Genomic DNA, 26,870 nt, shown 5'->3' with positions numbered 1-26,870 from the left:
CGAAAATCACTCACAAAAACTATTACATCAAGAACTATCATTTTACGAGCAAAATGATACTGAATTAAAATTTAGCTTATCATGACTTATTTGGCTTAATCTTTATTTTATTTAAAAATCTTCCTAATAGCGCCATTCTATTATCCATCAAAATCACTATCGGTTACTTATTCCACTTAAGTTAATCCATTAATAAGTAATAAAATAAGTGCTCTAATTAACTTATTATTATCTGCATAACCAATTAATTGAAATTTATAATAGAAAATCGAGATGTAAAAGAAACGCCACTCGTTAATCAGAGCATGATATAACCAGGAGTATGCTTTAATAACTAATAAGTTAGCCAATACTCATGCAATTACCTATCAGGCTAAAACCCCATATTTTTGTTTTATGGAATAAAATATCATCCTTATCGGTGAATGTATGATAAAAAGAATATCTATTTTAATATTGTGTGCTATTTCCTTTCAAATAACCGCTTCACCAGCAGAGTTAAATGATAATCTGCCGATGACTGAGGCCAGGAGAACGTTGCAAGATAGTTCCCGGGAAATTAACCAACAGATAGAACAACGCCGATATCAGCAATTAAAACAGCAGGCTAACACTGTCCCTGAATCAACGCCTGCGCCGGTATTGCCAGAATCCAGGCAGTGTCTGCCGTTAACAGGTGTGTATTTGAAAGGGGTCTCGCTTCTTTCTGTTCGGGAGTTAAATACTCTCAGCGCTTTGTCCCCAGAATGTATCAGTAGTCATAATATCAACCGACTTAGCCATGAGCTGACGAAGTTGTATATCAGTAAAGGCTATGTCACCGCCCGTATTCAGTTTATCGCTCCCGATGCCGACGGAGAGTTAGGGCTAAATGTTATTGAAGGGTTTATTGAGAAAATCGAAGGGGGCGATCGTTGGGTTAACAGCAGTATGTTATTCCCCGGTCTGGAAAAGCAACCCCTGAATATCACGCAACTTGATCAGGGTTTAGATCAGGCTGACCGGTTACAGTCCAATAAAACCACTCTGGATATTTTACCGGGGTCAGTTAATGGCGGCTCAGTCGTTAAACTGCATAATCAGCACAGTAAACCCTGGTTGCTGAATATCACCACTGATAATTATGGACAGAAAAGTACCGGGAAATGGCTGGTCCGCACCAATGCCAGTTTTGATAGTCCATTCGGCTTATCCGACTTTATCAGCCTAAACGCCAGTAGTACGTTGGATAGCCCATCCAATCGCTACAGCCGCGCGGCTACCCTTCTCTATTCCGTACCCTACGGCGCAGCAACATTCAGTGGATTTGGCAGTTATTCCCAATATGCCAGTCATCCCCATTTGCAAACCAAAACCGTAAAAATCTATGGGAATACTCAGCAAATTGGGATGCGTTCTGATTTTGCCTTCTATCGCAATCAGTCTCAGATTAATACCGTCAGCGGGCAGCTTATTTACAAGAATTACAACAATTACATCAATGACACCAAGATCGGCGTCAGCAGCCAGACGCTGAGTGTGTTTGAACTCGGGGTCAATCATTTACACATAATCCCCACCGGTTTAATCACCCTAAATCTGAGTGTTGAACAGGGTTTGCCTTGGTTTGGCGCTCAAACCGCCACAACTTATCTTGATAGGCAATTCACCAAAGGTAAGTTGATGGTCAACCTGCATCAGCGTTTTATGCTGTTCAATTCATCTTACCAACTCAATAACCTGCTTTATGGGCAATACAACCGGCACGGCCTGCCCGGCGTTGAATGGCTGAATATTACTGATCGCAACGCGGTCCGGGGGTTCAGCAAAAACACACTATCCGGGGATAACGGCTGGTATCTGCAAAATACGTTGTCCCGCACCTTCTCAATTGCTAACAGTACGTTATCTGTACGTATCGGCATTGATGCCGGCCAGGTTAAAGGCTATCGCAGCCCTCAAGGCTGGCAAAGCAGTGCGGGATTCAGTTCTGGCGTCATGCTGAGACACCAGCACATGGTATTCGATATCGAAGCCAGCCGTGGAAAATGGCTTTCCAACAGTAACGCATCCAATGAACCCATGCAGGTTCTGACCCGTTTTTTTTACACCTTTTGATGGTTTTTAGCAGTGCCCAACGTTGTACACAGTAATATAAGTGACTACTCCCCGCCGTAAAAAACGGCGAGGCTTCCCACTTCTCAGGCCGCAACCGTCTTTATGACGGATTTACACTGGCCTCCGTGGGCAGAAACGACGAGTCCCGCCGCCTGTAATTCTCTCGTGCCCTTGCGCTGGATGTTGAGCGCCGCATTGATATCGCGGTGATTCTTCATCATGTTGGCCGATTTTAGTGTCTCAACAATGAGTGCTTGGTTTTCGTCAACCATTGTCCGAGAAAGTTTGTGTTGAAAATCGGCGCGGGCATTGGCTACCCGCTCATGGACTGCCGCCAGACGTAATCGGGCCTTCCCGCGGTTAGCACTGCCCTTTTGTTTGCGGGACAGCGTAATGCTCTTCACTTCCCCTGCAATTTCTCGGTGTATGCGCGCCTTTATCGGTGACAATTTCGGGAGCTTCACCGCACCCTCCAGCACTTTCACCCCAACACAGTGATAGCTCGATTGCTTGCCCTGTTTGCGTTTGAACGTGGGAAATTGGGCGCGCAACTTCGGATTTGTGCAGCGCCTTGTTGTACGCAAAACGGACCGCACCGAACTGGCCATTAAGATACTCGGCCTGTTCGGGTGTGAGGTAGAGGCGGACTTTGGTCGCTCTTAACATATTCAGCGCTCATTGATAAAGTGCATTCATAGTGGTTCCAATCTGGTGACGACCAAAGGTGATGCTAAGATCACCGGCGCAAATGTTCATCTGTTAGCCGCGAATAATAAAAAATCTGAAGAGAAATCTCAGAGTAAAGAGCACGTTGGTGTTTATCTTACCGGAGGAATCGATAAAGTGGGCTCCGGTATTCATGGTGGCTATGAAGGTCATAACAACAATCATACCCGCACCACCGCCGTTGTTTCCGGTTCGCAGATCGCAGGTGATTTGAACATTAAAGCCAGCGGGGAATTGGTTCAGGAAGGTGCAAGCCATAAAGTCAACGGCGCTTATGCTGCTGAGGCAGGCAAAGTCAGCAATCTGGCGGTATCTAATACTGAATCAAATTCCAGCAGCAAACTACAGGTTGGCACAGATATTGGCGTCAATATAGATTATAGCGCTGTCACCCGTCCGGTTGAGAAAGCAGTGAAAGAGCCCGTAAAATCAGCTCTGGATGGCACATTCGCCAAGAAAGGCACACCCAATCTGGGAGCGGATATTGCAGCCAACGGCAGTAGCATCCAATATCCATGTCGAGCGGGATGCCGAATATCAGGGTACATCCCTGAATGCCGGTGCCGGCAAAGCCAGTGTAGATGCTAAAGGTAATATCCGTTTTGATAACGCCATCAACAGATTGGTGGTCAGATTGGTAGTGCACAAGGTAATGTCACTCTTAACACCCAAAATGTGGAACAACAATCTGTCACTGGCTATGACAATAGCAAAGGCGGCAGTTTAGTATTGCCTGATTCTGTTGGCGAAATAATTAACCGTAAATCTCATTAATTTGTTATTAGTTAATTTATTCATAAAAGATCCTTCAAATGAAGGATCTTTTTGTTGCTGTTTATATTTCATGTCCAATATTATTTTTACCAGATAAGCAAGGTAAGCCTTCATAAGTTATATTGCCCATCCGTTTATATCTGAGCAATCCAATCAGGCCCTACTGTAATAGCAGATATTGACATTGAAGATATAACCATAGGCATTAATATTATTCGGATAGTTAAATCATTATCGCCGCTGCCCTATATTTGTTTCCTGATGTATAAACGCTGATTTATTATTTCAATGGTTGATATTATACCCATACCATCAATTAAGCGAGGCAGAATAGACTTTATCTACATAAGTCACAAAATATATAGTTTTGTTCTCTTAATGCAATAAGCCTATTTACTTTTTTTTTTTTTTATGATTGGATGAAATTTAGTAAATATCGATGGAGTATCCCATGAAAACTGTTGCGATTGTTGACCCCTATTCCAGCGGGAAATATCTCGCTGGTGAATTTTATTCGAGAGGATTTTCAACCATTTGCATTAAAAGCGGTGTAAATATACCGGCAGTTTATGCGGCCTCCTACAATAAAGATAACTTTATCAAAGAATTGTCTTATACCATATCTAACTTTGATATGTTGGTCAATAAAATTAATGAATATGGTTGTCAGGCCGTGGTGCCAGGGGCTGAAAGTGGTGTATTGCTGGCGAACACACTGGCCCATCACCTAGGTTTACCCTGTTGCGATCCGGACACCCTCCTCTGCCTGCGTGATAAATACCTGATGCAAGAAGGTATAGCGAAAGCCGGATTACGATCTATATCACAAATTAAAGTGTCAAGCTTTGAAGAATTAAAACCGTGGCTAGAACACAATTTATCATCAACCATGGTCATTAAGCCTCTCAGTTCAGCCGGTACGGACAGCGTTAAATTTTGCCAGACTTACGCAGAGATAGAACAAGCGATTTCTGACATTGTGGGTAAGTGCGACGCGTTGGGAAATTGCAACGAATATGTCCTGGTCCAGCAATTTATCAAAGGGAAAGAGTATGTCGTCGATAGCGTGAGTTTGAATAAAACACACTACATCACCAATACATCTCTGTACAAAAAACAAATATTGCCAAGTGGTGCAATTGTTTATTCGGAAGAACTCTTTATTCATCCTTCAGAAAAAGAGGTCAAAGACGTTATTGAATATGCAGTGAATGTCATGAATGCGTTGGGTATCCACTTTGGCGCTGCTCATTTTGAAATTATGGTCGATGAACATGGACCCGTACTGATCGAAGTGGGTGCACGGTTACATGGCGCGAAGGCACCAAGAAATGTTCAGTTTTTCTCAAATGTATCACAGCTTGATCTACTGGTTGACGCGGCCATTGATCCAAAGCGTTTCCATCAACGTACACAATCGCCACCGGTTTACTATAAACATTCAAAAGCGGTGTCTTTGATTAACTATGATAAAGGGATAATCGTCGATATTCCTGGCATGAAGTGGGCTGAAACACTGTCTTCCTATACCACGGCATTCTGGAATATTAATATTGGCCAACAATTATTACCAACCAGCAATCTGTTTGATAGCCCTGGTGGAATTTTCTTGGCTAACCAAGATCCCCGTGCATTGGAATATGATACCCAACGCATTCGGGAAATGGAAAAATCCGGTAAATTATGGGTGTTAAAATGAACAAGGGAATATTATTTGTTCTGACCTTTGATGTGTTGTCAGCAGCACAATCAGTCTGGCTCGGTTCCCTGCTACAGGGAATTAATGTCTATAATATTTTATTTATCAACTTTTCCATTATCACGATTATTTTTGCCATACTAAACTACTTTCACCGAGATAATCAGGCTGTCCTGAATTTAGGCAGCGTAATGAATTTCTTGATACTCAATGTCGCGACTCTTGGGTCATGGCTCTTTTTATATATTTCATTACGATATATGGAGCCAGCGCTGACTGCCGCAACATTGTACGGGATTAATCCGTTGGCGACGCTAATTATCTCTGTCATTTTATTAAAGCAAATGAGAAATCTGACACCTGTCAAATTACTGATCAGTATTTTCACCATCATCTGTATGTTATTAGTTGGGTATACGGTATCGGAAGGTCATTCTGGTCTCGCTAATGTCGAACATCAACAATTGATTTTGGGCTTTATAATGGCAATATTAACCGGCTTTTGTATGGCTACCGTTAACGTTGTGTCGAAAAAAATCTATGATAGTGGCTTTACTCTTTATCAATTAATGTCGATGCGATTTTTCTTGTTACTTATCGTATCGTTTTATTTCAGTAAGGGGCTGACCGTTGATCTTAATACACATATGACCGCGTTTATGACCATTTCCATACTCGGGAATGTGGTGCCGTTATTTATGTTACAGAAAGGTATTGCTTTAATTTCTCCTGTTCAAGTTTCTTATATCTTATTATTGACGCCACTTTTTGTATTTACTTTCCAGATATTTGATAGTCGTCTGGCACTCTCCATCTACTCACTTATCGCAATTATCAGCGTGGTAGTCATTTCATTTATCGGTTTAAAGATAGAAAAAAAGCAGGAAGAGAAAATGAAACAACAATTACAACAAGAGGAGTAATCTATGACACAACTATCTAATTTAAAAACACCGTGGAAAATAGTACCTGTAGATGAGAAGAATTTTTCCAGTCTATTGAAACTGGTGGCAGATTATCAAAGGTTCTATGGTGTCAGTGAACCTGATGAGAAAAAGAATAGACTATTCTTTTCTCAATTTATTCATAATAAAGAAAAAGGCCGGCAATATCTTTGTTTGAATGAACAGGATTATGCTATAGGATTTTCGACAATTTATTATATTTTCTCCAGTGTTAATGCGGTTGAAAATGCATTATTAAATGATTTATATGTTATTCCAGATTATCGTGGAAGAGGAGTAGGAAAGAGCCTTATTTTACATGCACTGCAATGGGCAAAACAGCAAGGGAAATTCTTTTCCCTGGACTGGACAACTCAGAAAAATAATACTACCGCTCAACAGTTATATGACAGTCTCTCGGACAGTAGAACCAGTTGGTATCATTATCAAATTGAATGTCGTTAATATTCTGCTTTTTCCGGGAAACATTTATATAATAGAGGTTACTTATGAACCTTTCTGTTTTTGAAAACATAGAATCTGAGGTCAGAAGTTATTGCCGGAATTTTCCCTCTATTTTTTCGCGAGGTAAAAATGCTTTACTATTTGATAAACAGGGTAATGAATATTTAGACTTTCTTGCCGGAGCGGGATCTGTCAATTATGGACATAATGATCCCTCCATGATTGAAGCGGCAATACATTATTTAAGTGAAAATGGCATTCTTCAGGGGCTGGATATGCATACTGAAGCCAAGGAAACCTTTCTTACTACTTTACACGAATATATTTTGGCGCCACGCCATCTGCGATATAAAGTTCAGTTTACCGGACCGACAGGAACCAATGCTATTGAAGCCGCACTGAAACTGGCACGTAAGGTCACTGGACGACACACTATCGCCTGTTTTTCTGGCGGTTACCACGGCATGTCTTTAGGCTCGCTTTCCATCACAGCAAATCCTGCCAAGCGGCAGTCTACTGGTCTGCAAATACCGGGGGTATTACGACTGCCTTACGATCAATTTTCCGTCACAGATGTTGGTCAGCAATTAAGTTTCATTAGAGATATGTTGTGTAAGCCTGGCAATGGTATTGATCTGCCCGCCGCATTCATCCTGGAATGTGTTCAAGGTGAAGGAGGACTCAACTGCGCCTCCGTAGCCTGGCTACAAGGGCTTACCACATTGGCCCGGGAAATTGGATCTCTGCTTATCATTGATGATATCCAGGCTGGCTGTGGCCGGACGGGAAACTTTTTCAGCTTTGAAGAGGCTGGCATTACTCCGGATATTGTCTGCATTTCAAAATCGATCAGCGGTTCTGGATTACCCATGTCAATCAACCTTATCTCTCCAGATCTCGATAAATGGTACCCAGGTGAACACAACGGCACCTTCCGTGGCAATAATCTCGCCATGACCACTGCAACCGTAGCTCTGAAGAAATACTGGGGAGACGCGAGCTTTTCGCAACAGATAAAGAGAAAAGAGCAGTTTCTGAAAACTATTTTCCAGTCCGAACTACAAGATCTGGACACACCATTCTCCATTGTAGGCAAAGGATTGATGGTAGGAATTAAATTTACCGCTTCAGTTCTGGCTAAAAAAATTAGTCGCTCTCTTTTCGAAAGAAAACTTCTGATTGAAACCTGTGGACCACAAAACGAGGTCGTTAAGTGTATGCCGCCTTTAACCATCGAAGATGAAAGGTTACAAGAAGGGGCAGAGCGAATCATTGCGGCTACACGAAATATTATTCAGTCATTAAGGCATGCTGAAACAACGTTACCCATCAAGAAGGTGAGCCTGTGAGTGATATTATTGAAGAATTCGATGTGATCGGTATAGGGTTTGGGCCGGGTAATATTTCCCTTGCCGTGTCATTAGAAGAAAAACAAACCACAGATTCGGTGTTATTTCTGGAAAGTAACACCGCACCGGACTGGCAACCTGAAATGCTACTGGCTGGCTCGGATATACAGCACAACCCGTTGCGCGACTTTGTCACGCCGCGTAACCCCACCAGTCCCTACGGCTTTCTTAGCTATCTGAAAAGTGAAAACCGCTTGTTTGAGTATCTCAATCTCGGGTTGGAGTTTGCTTTAAGGAAAGATTATGCGCGCTATGTACGCTGGGTAGCACGTCATTTTGATCGCTGGGTGAGCTATGGAGAGACAGTCATCACCATTACGCTGGACAGTACCTTTTCCGACCGATACCGGATTGAAACCAGCCTCGGAAGAAACTTGCGTGCAAAAGTGGTTTCTTTCGGGCCAGGAAGGACACCCTATATTCCACCACAATTCGAACAGTGTCACTCATCGCGGATCGTTCATTTTACCCGCGTGACTTCAGCACTGTCGCAATGGCAAGCAGAAAGTCATTTAACATCTGTTGCAGTGATTGGTAATAGCCAGAGTGCCATAGAATTAATATTGGATCTTTCCTCCCGTTATCCACATCTGCGAATACATAATATTTTCCGAGGCTACTCTTATCAGCTCAAAGATGTCAGCCCTTTTACTGAACATATCTATTTTCCTGAGTTTGTTGATGAGTTTTATCAGCTCAATATTGAGCAGCAAAAAGCGCTCACTCGAGAATTGTGGCGCAGTAATTACAGCTCCGCAGATCACGATGTGATCAAAATGCTTTATGTAAAACTTTACGAACAGAAGCTGGACGGGCGAGAACATATTGCGCTGCACAATATGACCGATATTTCCCAGGTTACAGAGAATAAGTCGGGCATAGAAATTTATTATAAAAATAAAATCTCTGACAGAGTCAGGAAATTACAAGTTGATGGCGTCATTCTTGCCACCGGCTTCAAAAATATGGGCAGTGAGGAAAATCAGGAGCGTAATCATCCACTACTTTCCAATGTAGCTGACCATTTTAAGCGCCGGGAAGATGGATCCCTGCATGTGGCGCGGGATTATTGTTTAGAAAGCAATGATAAACCGTTATCGCCTTTTTTTCTTAACGGCTTATGTGAATCAACTCATGGTTTTGGTGACGCAGGTTCATTCAGTTTGCTTTCAATTCGCTCCTGGTTAATAGCAGAGAAAATCGAGCATTTTCTGACAAACCAGGTACAGAAACCACAGTATGGGTGAATAATATGTCAGAAGTCACTAACCGCAAAATTGAAACCCTGATCCGCCGTAAAGCAGATATCCAGTATACCGATGAATATAACTGCAAACTCCGGCGGTTATTTCCCTGGAAAGGAAAAGTTAACACACAACGACCACTGACTGAATTTGGCTGTATCTGGGTGATGATTGAACCCGGTAAAGATGTTGATCGGCATTCACATGACGAAGAAGAGACATTTATTGTTATCAGTGGTGAGGCTGAGTTATTCATCGACGGGGAGACGGCCATCATATCCTATGGTGATGTGGTTTATTTGCCGCGTTTTTCAGAACATCAGTTACGCAACCGTTCAGAAAAGATCCCATTTGTGATGTTAGATATTTACTGGGATATGGGCGGTAGTTCTGATTCCGTTTTTTAAATGATGATCAAATTAAGGCAGCCAAAATGACGCCAACCGGTTTTATTATCACATTACCGCCTCCAACACCTAACGGCGGGCTACATGTTGGGCACATGAGTGGTCCGTTTCTGGCGGGTGATGTATTTGCCCGGGCAGCACGTTTGCAAGGCCAGCACAGCTTTGTGACCTGTTACAGCGATATTAATCAATCTTATGTACGCGTGACGGCAGAACGTCAGCAACGCGATCCGGAAACGCTGTATCGTTACTGGACTGATGATATTATTAAAACACTTAAACTCTATCATATTGATGTAGCTGATTATTTTTTACCGGAAGAGGAAGCCGTAACTTGGGTGCGAAATCTTTTCCATCAGCTTTATCAGCGTGGTGTTTTAGTTAAAAAACACTTTCCATTCTTTTACAGTGAAAAAGAACAAATCTGGCACGATGAAGCGGGTATTTCAGGTCACTGTCCGGTCTGTTTAGCCGCCTGTAAATGTGGTATCTGTGAAGCCTGTGGTAATTTGACGAATGCTGAAACCATTATTAAGCCGCGTGTGACAAACAGCGGGTCAACCGAAGTGACGATTCGCCACTCAGAGGTATTAGTACTCGAACTGGAGCGTTTCCGCCAGCCGATTACGCAATTCTATCAGCAAAACAAGCGATTTCGTCAGCGCTACCAATGGCTTGCAGAAGATGCTCTGTCTACGATTCTGCCGGATTTTCCGGTCACTATGCCGGGAAATTGGGGTATCTCTATGGCCCATGCTGATTTCCCTGGTCAGGTGATCAATGCCTGGCCGGAAGTTATGGCGGAGTTGTTGTACAGTTATCAACGGGCTATTGAGCGGGATCCACAGTTAAATGATGTTACTGTACCCGTTAATTTCTTTGGTTTTGATAACTCCTATTTTTACGCAGTGGTACATGTCGCCATGCTGTCGCAAATCGATAACGGACGTTGGCTGCCTTGGGCAACGATGATTAATGAGTTCTATAACCTCGATCACGCCAAGTTCTCTACCAGCAACAATCATCTTGTGTGGGCATCTGACTTGGCGCAACGTTGTAGTGTGGATGCCATTCGCTTTTATGCAGCGTTTAATGCCCCCGGTTTTGAAAAAGCCAACTTTAATGAAGCGGATATGATGAGGGTGCTTGAGAACTCTCTGGAAAAAAGTTGGCTAAACATTACCGCAGCATGGAATCAAAAAGCGGCAACCTGCGTTACGCCATTACCGCCGCTGTCAGCAACATGGCACCAAATTGGTGAATCTGCCCGTCAGCGGATTTTAGCCAGCTATACCCTGGAACGTTTTCATTTGCGACAAGCCGCGGAAGACTTATTACATCTGATGAAATTTATTGAGATGACATTATCTCAATATCATGATGCAGAGTCATTACGGGGGGTTGGCTGGTTACTGCAATGTTTCTCGCAAGCTGCCTGGCCTTTAATGCCACAGAGCAGTGAAAAATTATTCCATCGGTTAACGGCAATAGACCAGATGACGCTGAATACGACAGACTTTCTTCACCTGTGCGATTTACCTTCGTCATTTTTTTCTACCCGTATCAGTGACCCACCTGAGCAAAGAGGTTAAAAGTATATGACTTCCAAAGCTTGCCTGATGACCTTTTCCATACTTCGTGCTCCATATGGCGATATACAGGTTCAGGAGTTTGACGATCGCACCCCCGATGTTTTTCTTGAAGCAGAAAAGTCGAAAGGCTTTATCGACCGGGCCAAACCGGTGGAAGATATTGTCTGGATGACAAACTACCAGAAAGACTGGGGACGATGGGGGCCATTCGCCGTGCCGCGCTTTTATCTTGATGGGATATGCAATGGTCATACTAAGCAGGCGCAAACCCTTTCTCTTTGGCGCGATCTGGAAAGTGTTTCTCACTTCGCCTATTACGGGCCATTACATAAAGAGGCATTACGGCTTCGCAAAGACTGGTTTGGCAAACAAAATTGGCCTATCTACGTCGTCTGGTGGGTATCTGAACATCATCAACCATGCTGGCGTGAGGCATGTCACCGGCTTGAGCATTTACACGATTATGGCGTTACACCCTATGCATTTACCTTCAAGCAGCCGTTTGATGCTCAGAGTGAGCCTTACGTATTATGCAGCGGAGTGAACCAGGAAAACAGAGATGTTACCAGAATGGATTAACCGTACCGACTGTCTTCATGGTGACCATCATTGCCACCAGCTTTCACTCAGTGAAAGTGATGGTCCCAATCAACAGGATTTATTGATGGCAGCCCGGCTAGCGGTCAGCGACGCCGGGATAACTGTCAGGCTGCGTTACTTCGATGATGGGCGTGAGGCCAGGCAAGCGGAAAAGGCGGCACGGGAAGCCATTTCGGCTGGCAGTCATGCGGTAGTGGGACATTTCAGCAGTATTACCGCATTAGCGGCCAGCCCTCTCTATGAGGCCAGCGAACTGCCTTTTATCGCGCCTGGAAGTTCCCATCCTGACTTATGTCGTCAGAAGCGAAATACGCTGCGTTTTTTTGGCCGTGATGATGAACAGTTACGGTGTCTTATCGCAGGCTGCTCCGTTGACGAGCGGGTGTTGATCCTGGCGCAACGGCATAATTATGGAGAACGTCTTGCCGATCAGCTGAATGCCGCGCTGGCGACTATGAGTATCACAGCTAACGTTTATCTGTCTGCTTCGCCTGCTATCGGTGATGAAAAGATAATACAGTTGGCTTTACAAAGTAGTGTCGTCTATCTGTTGGGCAGTCAAGAGTTTTCCTTCGGGTTAATGCAGCGATATGCCTTTTCTCCGGTGGCAAAAGTCATTTTGTCGGATGATGCATATGGCCCGGCAACACGACAGTTGACACATCCAAATATTGCCGTGCCTTTTCTCATTAATTGTGGCGGAAATATGCTGGATCATACTCAGTCTCAGCTACTTAGCAGGGCTTTCATGCTATCGGAGAGACAACCGGGAGCTTATTTCTTTACGAGTTATCTGGCTATTCGGGCGCTATGTGACAGCTGGCGACACAATCCACATCTGCAAGGAAAAGCATTAATAGCGCATTTGCGTCAGCAACGCTGGCAAACCCCTTATGGTGAATTGACCCTTTCACCACAAGGGGAGTTACAGGGACTAAAATGGGGACTGATTTCAAAGAACGATCTGCCTGTTTTGAATACCGGGAGCAATGCAAGATGAGTGTAATATCCGATACAAATATTCCTGACGATATTTTACATATCAATGAGTCTGAAACAGCGACTTTCCTTCCTGGCCTGCCACAGCCTTTTGCCGTGTTGTTTGAAAGGGGGCAGCTCTCCGTTGAACTCTTTTCTCCTGTCGGAGTGGATACTCAAACACCGCATGACAGGGACGAAATTTATATCGTCAGTTCCGGTCATGGTGTTTTCCGTCGGGGTGAAACCTATGTCAATTTCTCGGCTGGAGATTTTCTATTTGTTCCCGCTTATGTTGATCATCGCTTTGAGTCGTTCAGCAGCGATTTCAGAACATGGGTGATTTTCTTTGGCCCTCTTGGGGGCAATAGCATCCAAAACAGAGGGTGAGACATGGCTTCACAATGGGACCTCATTATCGTTGGGGGAGGACTGGCTGGTAGTGCATTGGCATCTTGGTGCAGTCAATTACCACTTAAAATTTTGCTGCTGGAAGCGACAGTGCCCGGTGCCGGAGGAGCAACAGCACATTCACGGGGGATCGTACGCGTCTATGATCCACTGTATGCTCTGATGACAAAGAGTATCCAAGGCATTAAGGTATGGAGCGAGATCGCAGTAACGCATCCCGATATCTTTACCCGCTGTGGCCTGGTTTACCTGCTAAAAGCCGAACATCAGGCACTGGCTCGTGAGCGGATTGCCGAGTTTTCTTCCGATGAGTACCCTATTCATATGCTAAGTGAAGCCGAATCTGCCTGCCGCTTTCCTGCGCTACAACATCACTGCTTTTCCAACGGGCGCATTGCGTTGTGGGAGCCGCTTGGCGGGTATGTTAATCCTCGTCAAGCGGCGCAGATTTTCGTCGATAAAGCGCGTTTTCATGGTGTAGAAATTCTCGAAGGTTCACCCGTTAAAGCGGTGCGGGAAGTGCCGGGCGGAGTTGAAGTGATCACCGGAGTAGGTACAAGACTTCCGGCCAGGCTGGCAGTGATTGCAACCGGAGCTCACACGCCGCAACTGTACCCGGAGAGTCAGATCTTCAGTCGAACTATTCCGCTCAGTTGTCTACAAAGCATACAATCCGATGCACCGGAGCAGTGTGTTATTGATGAAAATTCAGGAGGCTACCTGCGCCCTGAATCTTCCTCTTTTTTCTTTGTGGGTGGAGCTACGCAGTATGATGCATCAGATCCCGACCAGCTTCACTGGCAGCCAGAACAGGCAAATGCACGTCATCACCAGTTAGCAAATCAACTCCTTCTCTGTCAGAGCACTGTCGTAGACGGGCGAAATGGATATGATGGCTACACCGCCAACTATCTGCCAGAAATGCAGTGTCTGCCTGATCGCGATATTGCAATCTTCAGCGGTTTCTCCGGAAGGGGCGCCAAATATATTCCCTGGGCTGCACGTGAATTCAGCCAACAGTTAGCTGAACGCCTATGCATTTAGTCCCGTTGCATTAAGAACAATTCAGGTAAATCAGTAAATTAACTTCTATCCGTTATCTGTACCTCCATGACAAATCTGGCCTGCAAAACCCCAGCCTTGAAAAAGTCTTCATTTAACATTTGAATACTTAATTACTTGGGTATGTTGAATTGTTAATAATCATCTTAAAGTGGCATTATGCGATCACTCATGTTTATTCAAGGTAATTGTTGAGGCTATTCATGCCAAAGGATGTAGAAAGACAGGAAATAACAGAACATCAGCCGGGAAGATTATCCAGAACACCTTTAGAGAAAGGCATTCATCACGGTAAAAAAGCGATTTCTCTGACCGTCAGAGTAGGAAATTATATCCGTAATATTCCTATTATCGCTCACTTTATCCGGGCAACACTGCGCTTTAATGATCGGATGGGTAATCAGTTTGGCGCGGCGATAACCTATTTTTCGTTTTTATCGCTTATCCCCATTCTGATGCTCTCTTTCGCCATTGCGGGTTTTATTCTGGCTTCTAATCCTGATTTACTGGCAAAGCTAATCAATGGTATTGCAAACAGTATTAGTGATGCGACACTTGCCAATACGCTGAAAAATAGTGTTGATACTGCGATTAAACAGCGTACTACTGTGGGATTAACCGGTTTGGCAATTGCTCTTTATTCCGGTGTGAACTGGGTAAGTAATTTACGTCAGGCGATTCTTGCCCAGTTTCACCCTGTCTGGGTACGGAATCAGGAAGAGAACGATAAAATCTATTTTAAATATATTCGTGATGCTATTTCTCTGATTGGGCTGTTATTAGCTCTGGCGATCACGCTGTCACTGACCTCTATCGCCGGCTCCGCTCAGGCAACCATCGTTAAGATATTAGGGTTAGATGGCATTGAGTGGCTGCGTCCATCCTGGTTCCTGATTGGCCTGGCAATTTCTATTTCAGCCAACTATCTGCTTTTTCTGTGGCTATTTTGGGTATTACCCCGCCACCAGCCCGAACGCAAGGCATTGTTGAAAGGGACATTGATGGCAGCTATAGGTTTTGAAGTTATCAAATATATTATGACCATGACGCTGCCACGCCTCGCCAGCTCCCCTTCCGGCGCGGCTTTTGGCTCTGTTATCGGCCTGATGACATTTTTCTATCTCTTCGCCCGCTTAACGCTGTTCTGCGCTGCCTGGATAGCCACTGCGGATCCTCATCAAGATCAAAATACCGAATAAATGTGCCCTGGCAGATCCCATCTGCCAATAATAACCGACGAAAAGGAGCTGTTTATGCCGTTTGTAAATATCAGAATTACCCGTGAAGGTGCTACAGCAGAGCAAAAAAATCAATTAATTGAAGGAGCTACCCAGTTACTGGTCGATGTATTGGGAAAAAATCCTGCAACTACCTTTGTTATTATTGATGAAGTCGAAACTGATAACTGGGGAGTTGGCGGTAAAAATGTAACTGAACTCAGGGCCGAAGCTAAAAAGTAGTCTTCCGAGCATGATATAAGGGCGGTATTCCCGCCCTTTTTTGCTGCCTTAACTTAAGACGCCTTTTCTTCCGGCTTAGATACCGGCGGCTGTGCCTGTGCCGGAGTATCAATCTTATGTGGCGCCGGCGACATAATCTGATTAAAACCATGTCTTAGCTGGTTTACATCCATTTCAACTTCTCCTTTCGGCTGAATCAGAACAAACGCGACTTCTTGTGAAAGGATCTGTTTCAGTTCATGGTTTAGCATTTCAGGTGTCAGGGAAGCTAAAAATGCTTGTCTCAGGCGTTGATACTGTTCAGGAGCAATATCCACAACATTACTTTGTTGGGACAAAAGACGCTGATTAATCAGAATATCCGTGCTGGTATGGGCATACATGGCGAACAACTGGCTAAGTTGGGCTTGTTTCTGCGCATACAGCTCATCAAACTGTGCCTTTGGCAACCCCTTATCACGTAGTGTTACCAATTCAGCAGCCAGATACTCCATCGCGGGTTTTAAATTACCTGCCGTTGTGTTGAGATTCAGAGCACAACTCGCACGCTGATACTGAACTTTGCAATCTAGCCCCAGTTTTAGCGCTTTATCATTTCTTCTCTCCAGCCCGAGTTGCAGGTAGCGATAAAGTGCCTCACGGGTAATATCACTGATCCAATAGCGGCTCAACACATGTGAATCATTCATCGGCTGCCAGTTGAGATCCCAAATCAAGGATAAGGTATCCTCTTTCTTTTTGTCACTGATAATCCCCATCGTATCCGGTTTCATGGGTAACAACGCCGCGATCGTTGCCGGAGTATGGCGCTTACCCTTCAATGATGAAAACGTCTGATTGATATTTTCCGGTAAAGTTCGGCTATCCACGTTGCCCGCGATATACAACGTCATCATGTCAGGGGTATACCACTGCCGGTAAAATTGCTTAAGTTTATCCAAATCGACAGGTTGAGCGGCGCCCTGTGCCGGATCATGCCCCAACAGCGTTGAACCTTGCAAACGTCTGCGCCACACCGGGTCCTGTATATCAGGAGGATAGGTCGCTACCGATGTACCCGCCATTTTCATGGCATGTTGTAGTGTCTCTGATGTAAATACCGTTTTGCCCGCCGCGTCAGCCAGCCAACTCAACGCACTTTTTAACAGTTCAGGACGATTATGCGGCAAACTCAAGTTATAAAGCGTGAAATCATATGAAACAATAGCAGGAGGCAGCGGATATTTAGGATCGACAGCACTGTCCCATAGTTGTTCCAGTTTAGCGGAAGATAAACTCTTGCTGCTGAATAACGCGACTTTCGGAATCAACCAAGTATAACCCGTTTGCTGAGTTTTTTCCGCCAGCGAACCTGTTTTCACTACAAGGCGCAACTGTATTCTGTCGTTAGGACGTTGTGGCGTCTGCAAGATTTGCCAGTTAAAACCATTTTCCAGTTTGCCTTGTTTCCAGGCAGGGTCAGGTTGCAGAGCTTCTGCCTGTACCTGGCCCGCAATGGTCAGCATTATCCCACCAATAAAATAACGAATTTTCGTACCCTGCATGTGAACCCCTATAGATGTCTATCCTTGGTTTTAGCCTTCGGCAATTTAACCAGTGATGACAGAATATGTTCCCTTCGACCAATAACAACGGTAGAAAAAGCAAAAACCTGAGTTTTAGCAGGTGAAATCCTGTCAGAATTATAACTGAGGGTTAGACCTCAAACCGCCCCGGATGGTTTCATGATGACGGAGGTTTATGTTTATCAAATTGACGATTATATCCCCTGATCAGCAAACCCAGTTCATCATCCTGGTGACCTTTAGGGCACGTCATTGGCTCTGGTGGTTGATCGTTATTAAGATCCCGTGCAACGTTACGCAATGGGTGCACAATAATCCGGTTGATACACCAGCTTATCGACACAGTCAGAATAAGCGCTAACAATAAATACGTTGTCAACATCAGTGCCAACGCATTAATAGCAAAACGATATATCCGATTAGAATCCACCTGTAAAATCAAATGCCCCAGCGGCTTAGCGTCTATTGGCGCTGAACCATAAGCATGGAGGGGAATACTCACCTCCACAGGGATCCCAAAAATACGTTTAGCCAATTCGGGAATTGGACGATGGGTGGCAAAGCTCAATCGTATCACCCGGATATCCTCCGGTAACACCACATCTGCCCGCCCTAAAATACCCGCGGTACGTAGCCCTATCAGTAACTCTTTCGCCTTACTGAGATCGGAACTGAGCAGCGCTTCGGTTAAAGGCGCCTGTACCTGAACTGCCGCATTATTAAGCTGACTGATATAATCATCTTTACGTTGCTGTATAAGATGACACAATTGAATAGTAATAAAAATAGCAATGGTCACCAGCGTGACGCCGGTCACTGCGGCCATCTGTTTAATGGTTAACGAACGTTTGACGCGCAATTTCATTTTCACTCAAACCAATGCCTATGAGATATCGCAGTTATAACATGTGATCCGTGGAATTGAGTATACTTGATTTTATCGCTAACGATCCTGTTTGACTTATCCAAGCCGTTATTTTTCTGAAATAATTACCTTTAGTGGCTATCTTTGACGGTTAAAGACAAAAACCAATATTTAAATGGTGATAATGGCTAACCCATTATCACCAAAGATGTTTTAATACATGATTGCCAAGTCATTACTCCACAGCAACATTTTCATCCTGATCAACGGCAAAACAAGCAATCAGTTGCTCACCATATTGATTCAATTTTGGCTGAAACTGAGTACAGGCGCTAAATACCCGACGACAACGGGCCGCAAACGCACAACCGGGTGGTGGATTCATCGGGCTTGGCAATTCACCTGTCAATTTTATCCGTTCACGGCGTAATTCAGGGTTCAGCCTTGGCGTTGCTGATAACAGCGCCTGTGTATACGGATGACGTGGATGACTGAAGATCATCTCCTTACGGCCCTTCTCCACACAGCGGCCAAGGTACATCACCATCACTTCATCAGCGATATGCTCAACCACAGACAAATCATGGGAAATAAACACATAGGACAGCCCCAAATCCTGCTGCAAATCCATCATCAGGTTCAACACCTGTGCCCGCACCGAGACATCCAGCGCAGAAACCGGCTCATCCGCAATCAACACATCCGGGTCCAACATCAAACCACGGGCAATCGCGATGCGCTGGCGTTGACCACCAGAGAACATATGCGGGTAACGGCTGTAGTGTTCGGTTTTCAACCCTACTTTCGCCATCATCTGCAACACTTTCTCTTTACGCTCATGCGTATTCAGTTTGGTATTGATCAGCAGAGGTTCCTCCAGGATTTGCCCAACTTTCTTACGCGGGTTGAGCGAACCATAAGGATTCTGGAACACAATCTGGATTTTCTGGCGGCGCAGCTTTTCAGCGTCTTTATTTGGCACCAACAGATCCTGCCCCTGATAATAAAGTTCACCGTCAGTTGGCTTTTCTATCATTGTCAGCAATCGCCCCAATGTGGATTTACCACACCCCGATTCGCCCACAACGGCCAACGTTTTGCCTTTCTCCAGTTCAAAAGAGATACCATCCAGCGCTTTTACAGTACGGGCAGGTGAAAATAATCCCCCTTTGATCGGGTAATATTTTTTCAGTTCTGTCGCTTTTAATAACGGCACCGTTGATGTTTCCCGCGCCTGATAAATATGTTCACTCATATTGTCGGCCTCCCCGCATCATCCAATGGTGTATGGCATTTCACCTGACGTTCCCCTACCGTTCTTAATTCCGGCTCCATCTGACGGCAATGGTCATTAGCATATGGACAACGCGGATGCAGCAGGCAACCAATAGGCCGGTCATATTTCCCCGGCACAACGCCCGGTAAAGAGGCAAGACGGGATTTATCCGTGGCAAATTCAGGTAATGCCCTGAGCAGCGCCTGAGTATACGGATGGCGTGGCGCACGGAAGATTTCCGATGCCTTACCGGATTCCACAACCTGCCCGGCATACATCACGATAATATGATGGGCAGCTTCTGCGACTAATGCCAGATCATGAGTGATTAGGACTAGCGCCATATTTTCCCGTTGTTGCAGCTCCAGCAACAGTTCAATAACCTGCGCTTGAATGGTGACATCCAAAGCCGTTGTCGGTTCATCAGCAATAAGCAATTTTGGCCGGCAAGCAATTGCCATTGCGATCATCACCCGTTGGCTCATACCACCGGATAACTGATGCGGATAAATATCCAAACGCGACGCAGGATCAGGAATACCCACCAATGTCAGCAGATCAATCGCCCGCTGGCGGCGGGTGCGACGGTTGCCGCCCTGATGCACTTTCAGCGCCTCCATAATCTGATATCCAACGGTATAACAGGGATTCAGGCTGGTCATCGGGTCCTGGAAGATCATTGCCACTTCCGCACCGACCAGCTGGCGGCGTTCTTTCTCCGAGATTTTGGTCAGATCACGCTGGTTAAATTCCAATTTGTCCGCCATCACCCGGCCCGGATAATCAATCAATCCCATGACGGCCAATGAGCTGACTGATTTACCAGAACCGGACTCTCCGACAATCCCGACAACCTGCCCCTGCTCAACACGGTAGCTGATGCGGTCAACGGCCCGGAATGGCGCATCTTCTTCACCGAAGTGAACCGATAATTTTTCTACATTTAACAATGCCATTTCGCTACCTCGCTACTGCTTGAGTTTAGGATCAAGTGCATCACGCAAACCGTCACCCATCAGGTTAAACGCCAATACTGTCAGCAGAATTGCCACCCCTGGGAAAGTCACCACCCACCAGGCACTTTGTGCAAACTGCAATACATCAGACAGCATCGTTCCCCATTCCGGCGTGGGTGGCTGCGCCCCCATCCCCAGAAAACCCAAAGCAGCCATATCGAGAATGGCATTGGAAAAACCTAAAGAAGCCTGCACAATCAGCGGCGCCAGGCAGTTAGGCAGGATATTGATAAACATCTGGCGCACGGACCCTGCCCCTGCCACTTGTGAAGCCGTGACATAATCACGGTTAACCTCCACCAGCACCGCAGCGCGGGTTAAACGGATGTAATGTGGCAAAGCCACAAAGGTCAGCGCCAGAGAAGCATTGACAATTGACGGCCCAAATATCGCCACCAGCACCAACGCTAACAGCAGGCTTGGCAATGCCAGCATAATATCCACGATACGCATGATGATGATATCCACCACGCCACCGAAATAACCGGCCAACACCCCCAGTACAACCCCCATTAACAGGGATAACACCACAACCAAGCACCCCACCAGCAGTGAAAGCCGGGCGCCATACATCAGACGCGAAAGTAAATCACGACCGACATCATCAGTACCCAGAATAAACTGCCAGCTTCCCCCTTCCTGCCATACCGGCGGAGTCAGCAAGGAATCACGGAACTGCTCCGCCGCACCATGCGGCGCAAGAGCCCCTGCGAACAAAGCAATCAACAACATCAGCACAATATAAACCAGGCCGGCAACCGCCCCCTTATTGCGCTTAAAGTAATACCAGAACTCCTGCATCGGCGTCATAATCTTAGGCGCATTGTTTGCAGGCTCAGTCACTTGAGACATAATGCGCTCCCTATTTCTTATGACGGATACGCGGGTTAACTACGCCGTACAGCACGTCAACCACCAGGTTAACCAGAATAATCATGATCGCCACCAGCAATACGCCTCCCTGAACCACCGGATAATCCCGGCGTTGAAGGGCATCGATCAGCCAGCGTCCAAGCCCCGGCCAAGAGAAGATAGTTTCAGTCAGAATTGCCCCCGCCAGCATGATACCCACCTGTAAGCCGATAACGGTCACAACCGGCAGCAGCGCATTGCGCAACGCATGAACCACAATCACACGGATGCGGCTCAAACCTTTTGCGCGAGCAGTACGGATATAATCTTCACCCAATACTTCCAACATAGAAGAGCGGGTCATACGGACAATCACCGCCAGAGGAATTGTCCCCAAGACAATGGCAGGTAAGATCATATGCATCACGGCATCTTTGAAATCACCTTCTTCACCCCAGATAAGGGTGTCGATCAGCATAAAGCCCGTCAGCGGATTACTATCATCAAGGAAAATACTGTCACTTACCCTCCCGGACACCGGTGTCAGATCTAACTGGACAGAAACCAACATGATCAACATGATCCCCCACCAGAAGATCGGCATAGAATATCCGGTTAGGGAAAGCCCTATCGCAGTATGATCAAAAACCGACCCACGCTTGACTGCCGCCAGCACGCCAACCGGAATACCGACAGCAATAGCGAACAGCATGGCGCATATCCCCAGTTCAAGAGTTGCCTTGAAACGAGGAACAAATTCTTCCCACACAGAGATGCGACTTTTCAGGGAGATACCAAGATCCCCGTGTAATACACCATTTACATAATGAAAGTATTGCTGCCAGAGTGGCTTATCCAACCCCATTTCAGCCATTAGCTGAGCATAGCGCTCAGCCGATATTCCACGTTCCCCGGCCATAATGGTCACCGGGTCTCCGGGGATCATATGGACAAAAGCAAAAGTCAGCAAAGTAATGCCGATAAACGTTGGGATCACTAACCCCAAACGTCGGAGTATGAACTGCAACATATCCCGAACTCTCTTTTTTTAAATGCCGGTTACAGCTCTCAGGCCGTTTGGCTTGATAAGGAGGAGGACTTTCCCCCTTTCGCTCACAACTCAATGAACACCTTGCCTCTACTTGCTTGTCAGCCTTTCCCCGGCGATAACTGATTGCCGGGGAGAAGTCGCCATCTCCATTAAAAAATCAGGAAGATGGCCTATCACAATCGAGTAAAAACAAGATTATTCAAGAGATACGTTGCTGAAAATATGTCTGCCCAGAGGATCAACGACATAACCTTTCACCTCTTTACGTACCGGTTCATAAACCGTGGAATGAGCGATAATCAGCGCCGGAACCTGTTCGTGCATCACAGCCTGAGCCTGTTTATAAAGCTCAACGCGTTTAGCATGCTCAGAAGCGATCCGTGCTGGCTGAATGACATCTTCAAACGGCTTGTAACACCATTTAGAGTAGTTGGAACCTCGTTCTTTGGCCGCGCAGCTAAACAAAGTTGCGAAGAAGTTATCTGGGTCACCATTGTCCCCCGTCCAACCCATCATCACAATCTGATGCTCGCCATCTTTAGCCCGCTTTAGGTATTCACCCCATTCATAGCTGACGATTTTGGCCTTAACACCAATTTTCGCCCAGTCAGCTTGAACCATTTCAGCCATGCGGCGAGCATTTGGGTTATACGGTCGTTGTACTGGCATTGCCCACAAATCGATAGTAAAACCGTCGCTCATCCCTGCTTCCTTCAGTAACTGCTTCGCTTTTTCCGGATCGTACTGGTAATCTTTAAGAGCATTGTCGTAACTCCACATGGTTGGTGGAATCAGATTTTTGGCTTTCTGACCAGCGCCCTGATAAACCGCATCAATGATAGCGTCTTTATTGACAGACATTGTCAGCGCCTGGCGAACTTTGACGTTATCCAGTGGCTTTTTAGTGACGTTGAAAGCAACATAACCGACATTCAGACCTGGCTGTTCCATCAAGACGATATCTTTATCCTTCTTCATGCGGGCAATATCCGCTGGATTTGGATATGGCATGATCTGACATTCATTTTTCTGTAATTTTGCATAACGAACGGATGCATCAGGAGTAATAGAGAAAACTAGCCGGTCAAGTTTGGCTTTATCTCCCCAGTACTCTTTGAAGGCTTTATACAGAATGCGAGAATCTTTCTGATATTGCAGCAACTGGAACGGGCCTGTACCAATTGGATTCAGATCGACTTTCTCCGGCGTACCAGCTTTCATCATCTTATCTGCATATTCGGCTGACAGAATAGAGGCAAAATCCATTCCTAAGTCAGCCAGGAATGGCGCTTCCGGGCGGCTCAGTTCAATCCGAACAGTATAATCGTCTACTTTTTCAACCTTATTGATAATCTCACCCATACCCATGCCAATAAAATACTCATAGCTGCCGCCTGACACTTTGTGGTATGGGTGGTTTGCATCTTTTTGCCGCATGAAAGTGTAGATCACATCATCAGCATTGAATTCTCGGCTTGGTTTGAACTCTTTGTTATCGTGCCACTTAACGCCTTTGCGCAGATGAAAGGTGTAAACTTTACCGTCATCACTAACATCCCATTTTTCAGCCAGACTCGGGATAATTTCCGTTTTACCTGTTTTGAAATCAACCAAACGGTTATACAGTGGTCTTGCACTGGCATCATAAGTTGTACCAGCCGTGAACAATTGCGGGTTAAATCCTTCTGGTGAACCTTCAGAACAGTAAACCAATGTCTTTGCCTGAACACTGGCGGTTACTGCTAATGCAATCAAGCTGATCCCTAGCTTCAATAACCCTGTCTTTCTAGAGGAAGTTGTCATTCTCTTACACTCCATTTGTGATGTTGTTGTGTACAGCAAGAACCTGTATTTTTTGCCAGGAACTACGCTGTTTGGGTATTGTTTATTATTTTTCGGCTTATCAATTAAGCAACTGTTGTCCCCTGCGTCAATAAGATCTCAACAGATGTCATAAGCAACAGGAAAACACAAAGGAAACCTATTATTAACATAATTAGCACAAAAACATGACACAATGCACATTTTGCAGCCAAAAAGGCCATAATAAGGTGATGGTTATAGCATGAGTAACTATTAACCCATACGCAAAATTTGCGGTTAAATGCTTAAATAGTAAACTATTGTTTCAGTAGGAAAGGTAAAAACTGGCACAAAATATTGTATGCCGAATAAAATTGGCACCTAAAAGTGAATCAAATAAGTGTAATACTAATCATGTAAATCAATATAAAAACCTGTTAGTGGTTTATCTATTTTTCAGTACTTCCGAATAGCAAAACTTGCATATAAGTTTATTCAATTCTCTGTTTTTTATATTACTTAATTTATTAACTAAAACAGTTAAATTTACAGACGAGAAACAATTATAAACTCTTGCTATTTAATATGTACCATGGAACCCAATTTACCAACCGTAAAACAGATAAGTAGGTTCCCGTGCATATTTCTTAACAGTCGCTTCAATTGATAACAACTCACTTAACATCAATACCTTCATCTGTTCAAAACGTGGTTTATCTCATAAACAGGATCTTTAGCGCCAACCTATTATTTTAGATAGGAAAAAGGCTTTATTTATGATCTGATAATTGTCGCCAAACAAAATACCGAGATCAGAGAATAAAGCCGATGACAATTTATCTCCACGAAACCTCAGTTAATGCAATTCTTCAGCGACGCTTTTCTTGAAAAAACCGCCCGCAGATGTGGCTTTATGGCACGACTCAGAAATATTGGGCCACAGTCTCTGGTTCTCAGTCTGATTGCTGCACTGAGCAAAGGAAACTGCACCTCCATCGCTGACCTGCACCGGCAGTTTAACGGCATGTGCTTGAGTGAAAAACAAACTGTCTCCTATAAACCCTTCCATAATTCAGTTACGTAAAAGCGCCTTCGCCGATTTTATGAAGACGTTGGTGACGTTCGCCATGGCTCAGTTGATTGAAAACGTTCTGCCACCCTTACCCAAAAAATTCGAGCAGTTTGACGATATCCTCTTGCAGGATGGCAGCTCATTTAACGTTCATCCCGATTTAGCGGGGATTTTCCCCAGTCGCTTCAGCCCATTGAAGGCGGCGGTTGAGTGCCATATGACCCTGTCTTTGTTCCGCCAATCGCCCACCACCATGACGGTCACTGCCGACACGATCCGAGCGGGCTTATCTGCCTGCCCCTCACACCTTACGCAATAAATTGCTGCTGGCAGATGCCGGCTACGTGGATTTCGGGTACTTCGAACAACTTTCCCTGTCTGGCGGTTCATTTATTGTTCGGGGAAGCCAATCGCTTAATCCCCTGATTATCAGCGCCCGCAATGAACAGGGGCGACAATTACCGACACTGGCGGGCAAAAAATTCAAAGACATTAGCCGCAAAAACAACCGCGCTGAGGTACTGGATTTCACTTGTCGGCGTGGCCGATTCAAATTCCGGGTTATCCGGCGCTGGTCTACGCAGGAAAAGCGCTTCTGTTTTTGGCTCACTACCCTGCCACCATCCGACTTTACTGCAGATGACATCATAGCGGTTTATCGCTGTCGCCGGCAGGTCGAACTGCTGTTCAAGGAACTAAAATCACACACCAACTGGACAGGCTGCGCGACCGGCCAGAAAGCGATAGCGGAAGGACTCATCTGGGCAAGTTTGCTGGCGCTGATAGTCCAGCGCAGTCTGGCTAAGCGGTTTTTTACCTTCAGTTTCCTTTCTCAAGGCAGCCAAAAATGTTGATGTCTGGTTGTTGCCGATATTGGGCGTGATTATTCATCATGCTGGGTCGGAAATAGAACACCATCTGGATTGGGCCTTGAAATATCTCTCCAAAAATGCGTTAAAGTTGCCTCAAAGAAAATCCAATAAAGACAATATGTTGGAGAGTATTTTCGAGAGGCTTAATGCTTAAGGTTCAGTGTATGTGTTTATCTAACTTTGACTGATTTTCGATAGTTTTTGACATTTTTGCGAAACTAAATTATGTATAAATGCTTTAATAGATTATGTAATGGATTTGTATAAAATTTTAAAAAATTACATCATAAAATGGAAAGTCAATAGAAATGTTACACGCGACAAGAAATTGTTTTAACAAAACCAACACTCAAATACTGCCACTGAATTCAGCGTTGTTACATAAGAAATTATCATCATTTACTATCCAAGGTGAAACTTCTCGTTGCGATCAAATTATTCAGAGAGGTGATCATGCACTAGTAGGGATAAGCCCATTTAACTCGCGTTTTTCAAAAGACTATGTTGTGGATCTTATTCAGTGGTCAAGTAATCATTTCCGACAAGTCGACATATTGTTACCTTGCGAACGTGAAGCTTCACGTCTTTTAGTCGCGAGTGGAACTGAGGATGCTAAAGCTATTAAAAAAA

Annotated in this window: 23 protein-coding genes and 2 pseudogenes; 17 read left to right on the top strand and 8 right to left on the bottom strand. The window is 45.0% G+C overall.

The annotated features are described in order from the left end of the window. Window positions 1-429: 429 nt before the first annotated feature. Complete coding sequence (locus tag LGZ99_RS17575; protein WP_262979393.1) at window positions 430-2,097, top strand: ShlB/FhaC/HecB family hemolysin secretion/activation protein; 1,668 nt, start codon at window positions 430-432, stop codon at window positions 2,095-2,097. Between the two features lie 83 nt (window positions 2,098-2,180). Here the strand turns inward: LGZ99_RS17575 and LGZ99_RS17570 are convergent. After that, a pseudogene (locus tag LGZ99_RS17570) lies at window positions 2,181-2,763 on the bottom strand (RNA-guided endonuclease InsQ/TnpB family protein). Between the two features lie 45 nt (window positions 2,764-2,808). Here LGZ99_RS17570 and LGZ99_RS17560 point away from each other — a divergent pair. The 14 genes from LGZ99_RS17560 (at window position 2,809) to LGZ99_RS17495 (ending at window position 15,868) form a co-directional block, all read left to right on the top strand. Further along, entirely contained in the window at window positions 2,809-3,411 is a 603-nt protein-coding gene (locus LGZ99_RS17560) for a hypothetical protein (protein WP_036837736.1), read from the top strand. Window positions 3,412-4,048: 637 nt separating this feature from the next. After that, window positions 4,049-5,296 (top strand): ATP-grasp domain-containing protein, encoded by a 1,248-nt coding sequence (locus LGZ99_RS17555; protein WP_036837735.1) that lies wholly within the window; start codon window positions 4,049-4,051, stop codon window positions 5,294-5,296. Beyond that, window positions 5,293-6,219, top strand: a complete 927-nt coding sequence (locus LGZ99_RS17550; protein ID WP_160171150.1) for an EamA family transporter — start codon at window positions 5,293-5,295, stop codon at window positions 6,217-6,219. The genes LGZ99_RS17555 and LGZ99_RS17550 overlap by 4 nt, the downstream gene beginning before the upstream one ends. A 3-nt stretch (window positions 6,220-6,222) precedes the next feature. Continuing rightward, a complete protein-coding gene (locus LGZ99_RS17545; protein ID WP_051769262.1) occupies window positions 6,223-6,705 on the top strand; it encodes a GNAT family N-acetyltransferase in 483 nt (160 codons plus the stop codon). Window positions 6,706-6,749: 44 nt separating this feature from the next. Next, window positions 6,750-8,054 carry a diaminobutyrate--2-oxoglutarate transaminase gene (gene ectB, locus LGZ99_RS17540; RefSeq protein ID WP_036837733.1) on the top strand — a complete coding sequence of 435 codons (1,305 nt, stop codon included), beginning with the start codon at window positions 6,750-6,752 and terminating at the stop codon, window positions 8,052-8,054. Next, window positions 8,051-9,361, top strand: a complete 1,311-nt coding sequence (locus tag LGZ99_RS17535) for a SidA/IucD/PvdA family monooxygenase (protein ID WP_036837732.1) — start codon at window positions 8,051-8,053, stop codon at window positions 9,359-9,361. The genes ectB and LGZ99_RS17535 overlap by 4 nt, the downstream gene beginning before the upstream one ends. Window positions 9,362-9,366: 5 nt before the next feature. Continuing rightward, window positions 9,367-9,765, top strand: coding sequence for a cupin domain-containing protein (locus LGZ99_RS17530; RefSeq protein ID WP_051769259.1), 399 nt, complete (start codon window positions 9,367-9,369; stop codon window positions 9,763-9,765). A gap of 26 nt (window positions 9,766-9,791) precedes the next feature. Beyond that, window positions 9,792-11,357: a class I tRNA ligase family protein gene (locus LGZ99_RS17525; RefSeq protein ID WP_036837731.1), complete on the top strand. Its 1,566-nt coding sequence runs from the start codon at window positions 9,792-9,794 to the stop codon at window positions 11,355-11,357. A gap of 6 nt (window positions 11,358-11,363) precedes the next feature. Continuing rightward, a complete protein-coding gene (locus LGZ99_RS17520) occupies window positions 11,364-11,936 on the top strand; it encodes a DUF3291 domain-containing protein (protein ID WP_072008834.1) in 573 nt (190 codons plus the stop codon). Beyond that, complete coding sequence (locus LGZ99_RS17515) at window positions 11,917-12,957, top strand: ABC transporter substrate-binding protein (protein WP_036837730.1); 1,041 nt, start codon at window positions 11,917-11,919, stop codon at window positions 12,955-12,957. The genes LGZ99_RS17520 and LGZ99_RS17515 overlap by 20 nt, the downstream gene beginning before the upstream one ends. Next, on the top strand, window positions 12,954-13,325 hold the full coding sequence (locus LGZ99_RS17510; RefSeq protein ID WP_152552713.1) for a cupin domain-containing protein: 372 nt from the start codon (window positions 12,954-12,956) through the stop codon (window positions 13,323-13,325). The genes LGZ99_RS17515 and LGZ99_RS17510 overlap by 4 nt, the downstream gene beginning before the upstream one ends. A gap of 3 nt (window positions 13,326-13,328) precedes the next feature. After that, a complete protein-coding gene (locus LGZ99_RS17505; protein ID WP_262979391.1) occupies window positions 13,329-14,390 on the top strand; it encodes an NAD(P)/FAD-dependent oxidoreductase in 1,062 nt (353 codons plus the stop codon). A gap of 221 nt (window positions 14,391-14,611) precedes the next feature. After that, a complete protein-coding gene (gene yhjD / locus LGZ99_RS17500; protein ID WP_021325571.1) occupies window positions 14,612-15,607 on the top strand; it encodes an inner membrane protein YhjD in 996 nt (331 codons plus the stop codon). Window positions 15,608-15,661: 54 nt separating this feature from the next. Further along, window positions 15,662-15,868, top strand: a complete 207-nt coding sequence (locus LGZ99_RS17495; protein WP_021325570.1) for a 2-hydroxymuconate tautomerase family protein — start codon at window positions 15,662-15,664, stop codon at window positions 15,866-15,868. 53 nt (window positions 15,869-15,921) lie between these two features. On the opposite strand, the gene LGZ99_RS17490 is transcribed toward LGZ99_RS17495, so the two are convergent. The 7 genes from LGZ99_RS17490 to dppA all read right to left on the bottom strand — a co-directional run bounded on the left by LGZ99_RS17490 (window position 15,922) and on the right by dppA (window position 24,296). Beyond that, on the bottom strand, window positions 15,922-17,412 hold the full coding sequence (locus LGZ99_RS17490; protein WP_262979390.1) for an insulinase family protein: 1,491 nt from the start codon (window positions 17,410-17,412) through the stop codon (window positions 15,922-15,924). A gap of 178 nt (window positions 17,413-17,590) precedes the next feature. Beyond that, entirely contained in the window at window positions 17,591-18,298 is a 708-nt protein-coding gene (locus LGZ99_RS17485; protein ID WP_021325569.1) for a HAMP domain-containing protein, read from the bottom strand. Window positions 18,299-18,533: 235 nt separating this feature from the next. Further along, entirely contained in the window at window positions 18,534-19,553 is a 1,020-nt protein-coding gene (dppF, locus tag LGZ99_RS17480; RefSeq protein ID WP_262979389.1) for a dipeptide ABC transporter ATP-binding subunit DppF, read from the bottom strand. Then, complete coding sequence (gene dppD, locus LGZ99_RS17475; protein WP_023044517.1) at window positions 19,550-20,530, bottom strand: dipeptide ABC transporter ATP-binding protein; 981 nt, start codon at window positions 20,528-20,530, stop codon at window positions 19,550-19,552. The genes dppF and dppD overlap by 4 nt, the downstream gene beginning before the upstream one ends. Before the next feature lie 12 nt (window positions 20,531-20,542). Then, window positions 20,543-21,442 (bottom strand): dipeptide ABC transporter permease DppC, encoded by a 900-nt coding sequence (gene dppC, locus LGZ99_RS17470; protein ID WP_021325566.1) that lies wholly within the window; start codon window positions 21,440-21,442, stop codon window positions 20,543-20,545. A 10-nt stretch (window positions 21,443-21,452) separates the two neighbouring features. Then, window positions 21,453-22,472, bottom strand: a complete 1,020-nt coding sequence (gene dppB, locus LGZ99_RS17465; protein ID WP_036837710.1) for a dipeptide ABC transporter permease DppB — start codon at window positions 22,470-22,472, stop codon at window positions 21,453-21,455. Between the two features lie 216 nt (window positions 22,473-22,688). Further along, window positions 22,689-24,296, bottom strand: coding sequence for a dipeptide ABC transporter periplasmic-binding protein DppA (dppA, locus tag LGZ99_RS17460; RefSeq protein WP_021325564.1), 1,608 nt, complete (start codon window positions 24,294-24,296; stop codon window positions 22,689-22,691). 859 nt (window positions 24,297-25,155) lie between these two features. On the opposite strand from dppA, the pseudogene LGZ99_RS17455 reads away from it, so the two are divergent. Both LGZ99_RS17455 and LGZ99_RS17450 read left to right on the top strand, forming a co-directional pair. Next, window positions 25,156-26,394 (top strand): annotated as a pseudogene (locus LGZ99_RS17455) (IS4 family transposase). Window positions 26,395-26,548: 154 nt separating this feature from the next. Then, window positions 26,549-26,870: tRNA-dependent cyclodipeptide synthase (locus tag LGZ99_RS17450; protein WP_262979388.1), on the top strand; the 322-nt coding region annotated here is incomplete at its 3' end.

The sequence above is a fragment of the Photorhabdus temperata genome (assembly GCF_025384845.1).
In the GTDB taxonomy this organism is placed as follows: domain Bacteria; phylum Pseudomonadota; class Gammaproteobacteria; order Enterobacterales; family Enterobacteriaceae; genus Photorhabdus; species Photorhabdus temperata.
The sequence above is the reverse complement of the archived record's forward strand: the minus strand, read 5'-3'. Positions and strand labels throughout refer to the sequence as shown.

Excerpts from the sequence above, each read along its gene's own strand:
- LGZ99_RS17555 (WP_036837735.1), top strand. The coding sequence starts at position 4,049 with ATGAAAACTGTTGCGATTGTTGACCCCTATTCCAGCGGGAAATATCTC.
- LGZ99_RS17515 (WP_036837730.1), top strand. The coding sequence starts at position 11,917 with ATGTTACCAGAATGGATTAACCGTACCGACTGTCTTCATGGTGACCAT.
- LGZ99_RS17505 (WP_262979391.1), top strand. The coding sequence starts at position 13,329 with ATGGCTTCACAATGGGACCTCATTATCGTTGGGGGAGGACTGGCTGGT.
- LGZ99_RS17545 (WP_051769262.1), top strand. The coding sequence starts at position 6,223 with ATGACACAACTATCTAATTTAAAAACACCGTGGAAAATAGTACCTGTA.
- LGZ99_RS17490 (WP_262979390.1), bottom strand. The coding sequence starts at position 17,412 with ATGCAGGGTACGAAAATTCGTTATTTTATTGGTGGGATAATGCTGACC.
- dppB (WP_036837710.1), bottom strand. The coding sequence starts at position 22,472 with ATGTTGCAGTTCATACTCCGACGTTTGGGGTTAGTGATCCCAACGTTT.
- LGZ99_RS17485 (WP_021325569.1), bottom strand. The coding sequence starts at position 18,298 with ATGAAATTGCGCGTCAAACGTTCGTTAACCATTAAACAGATGGCCGCA.
- LGZ99_RS17550 (WP_160171150.1), top strand. The coding sequence starts at position 5,293 with ATGAACAAGGGAATATTATTTGTTCTGACCTTTGATGTGTTGTCAGCA.
- yhjD (WP_021325571.1), top strand. The coding sequence starts at position 14,612 with ATGCCAAAGGATGTAGAAAGACAGGAAATAACAGAACATCAGCCGGGA.
- LGZ99_RS17520 (WP_072008834.1), top strand. The coding sequence starts at position 11,364 with ATGACTTCCAAAGCTTGCCTGATGACCTTTTCCATACTTCGTGCTCCA.
- dppC (WP_021325566.1), bottom strand. The coding sequence starts at position 21,442 with ATGTCTCAAGTGACTGAGCCTGCAAACAATGCGCCTAAGATTATGACG.
- LGZ99_RS17525 (WP_036837731.1), top strand. The coding sequence starts at position 9,792 with ATGACGCCAACCGGTTTTATTATCACATTACCGCCTCCAACACCTAAC.
- dppD (WP_023044517.1), bottom strand. The coding sequence starts at position 20,530 with ATGGCATTGTTAAATGTAGAAAAATTATCGGTTCACTTCGGTGAAGAA.
- dppA (WP_021325564.1), bottom strand. The coding sequence starts at position 24,296 with ATGACAACTTCCTCTAGAAAGACAGGGTTATTGAAGCTAGGGATCAGC.
- LGZ99_RS17495 (WP_021325570.1), top strand. The coding sequence starts at position 15,662 with ATGCCGTTTGTAAATATCAGAATTACCCGTGAAGGTGCTACAGCAGAG.
- dppF (WP_262979389.1), bottom strand. The coding sequence starts at position 19,553 with ATGAGTGAACATATTTATCAGGCGCGGGAAACATCAACGGTGCCGTTA.
- ectB (WP_036837733.1), top strand. The coding sequence starts at position 6,750 with ATGAACCTTTCTGTTTTTGAAAACATAGAATCTGAGGTCAGAAGTTAT.
- LGZ99_RS17530 (WP_051769259.1), top strand. The coding sequence starts at position 9,367 with ATGTCAGAAGTCACTAACCGCAAAATTGAAACCCTGATCCGCCGTAAA.
- LGZ99_RS17510 (WP_152552713.1), top strand. The coding sequence starts at position 12,954 with ATGAGTGTAATATCCGATACAAATATTCCTGACGATATTTTACATATC.
- LGZ99_RS17575 (WP_262979393.1), top strand. The coding sequence starts at position 430 with ATGATAAAAAGAATATCTATTTTAATATTGTGTGCTATTTCCTTTCAA.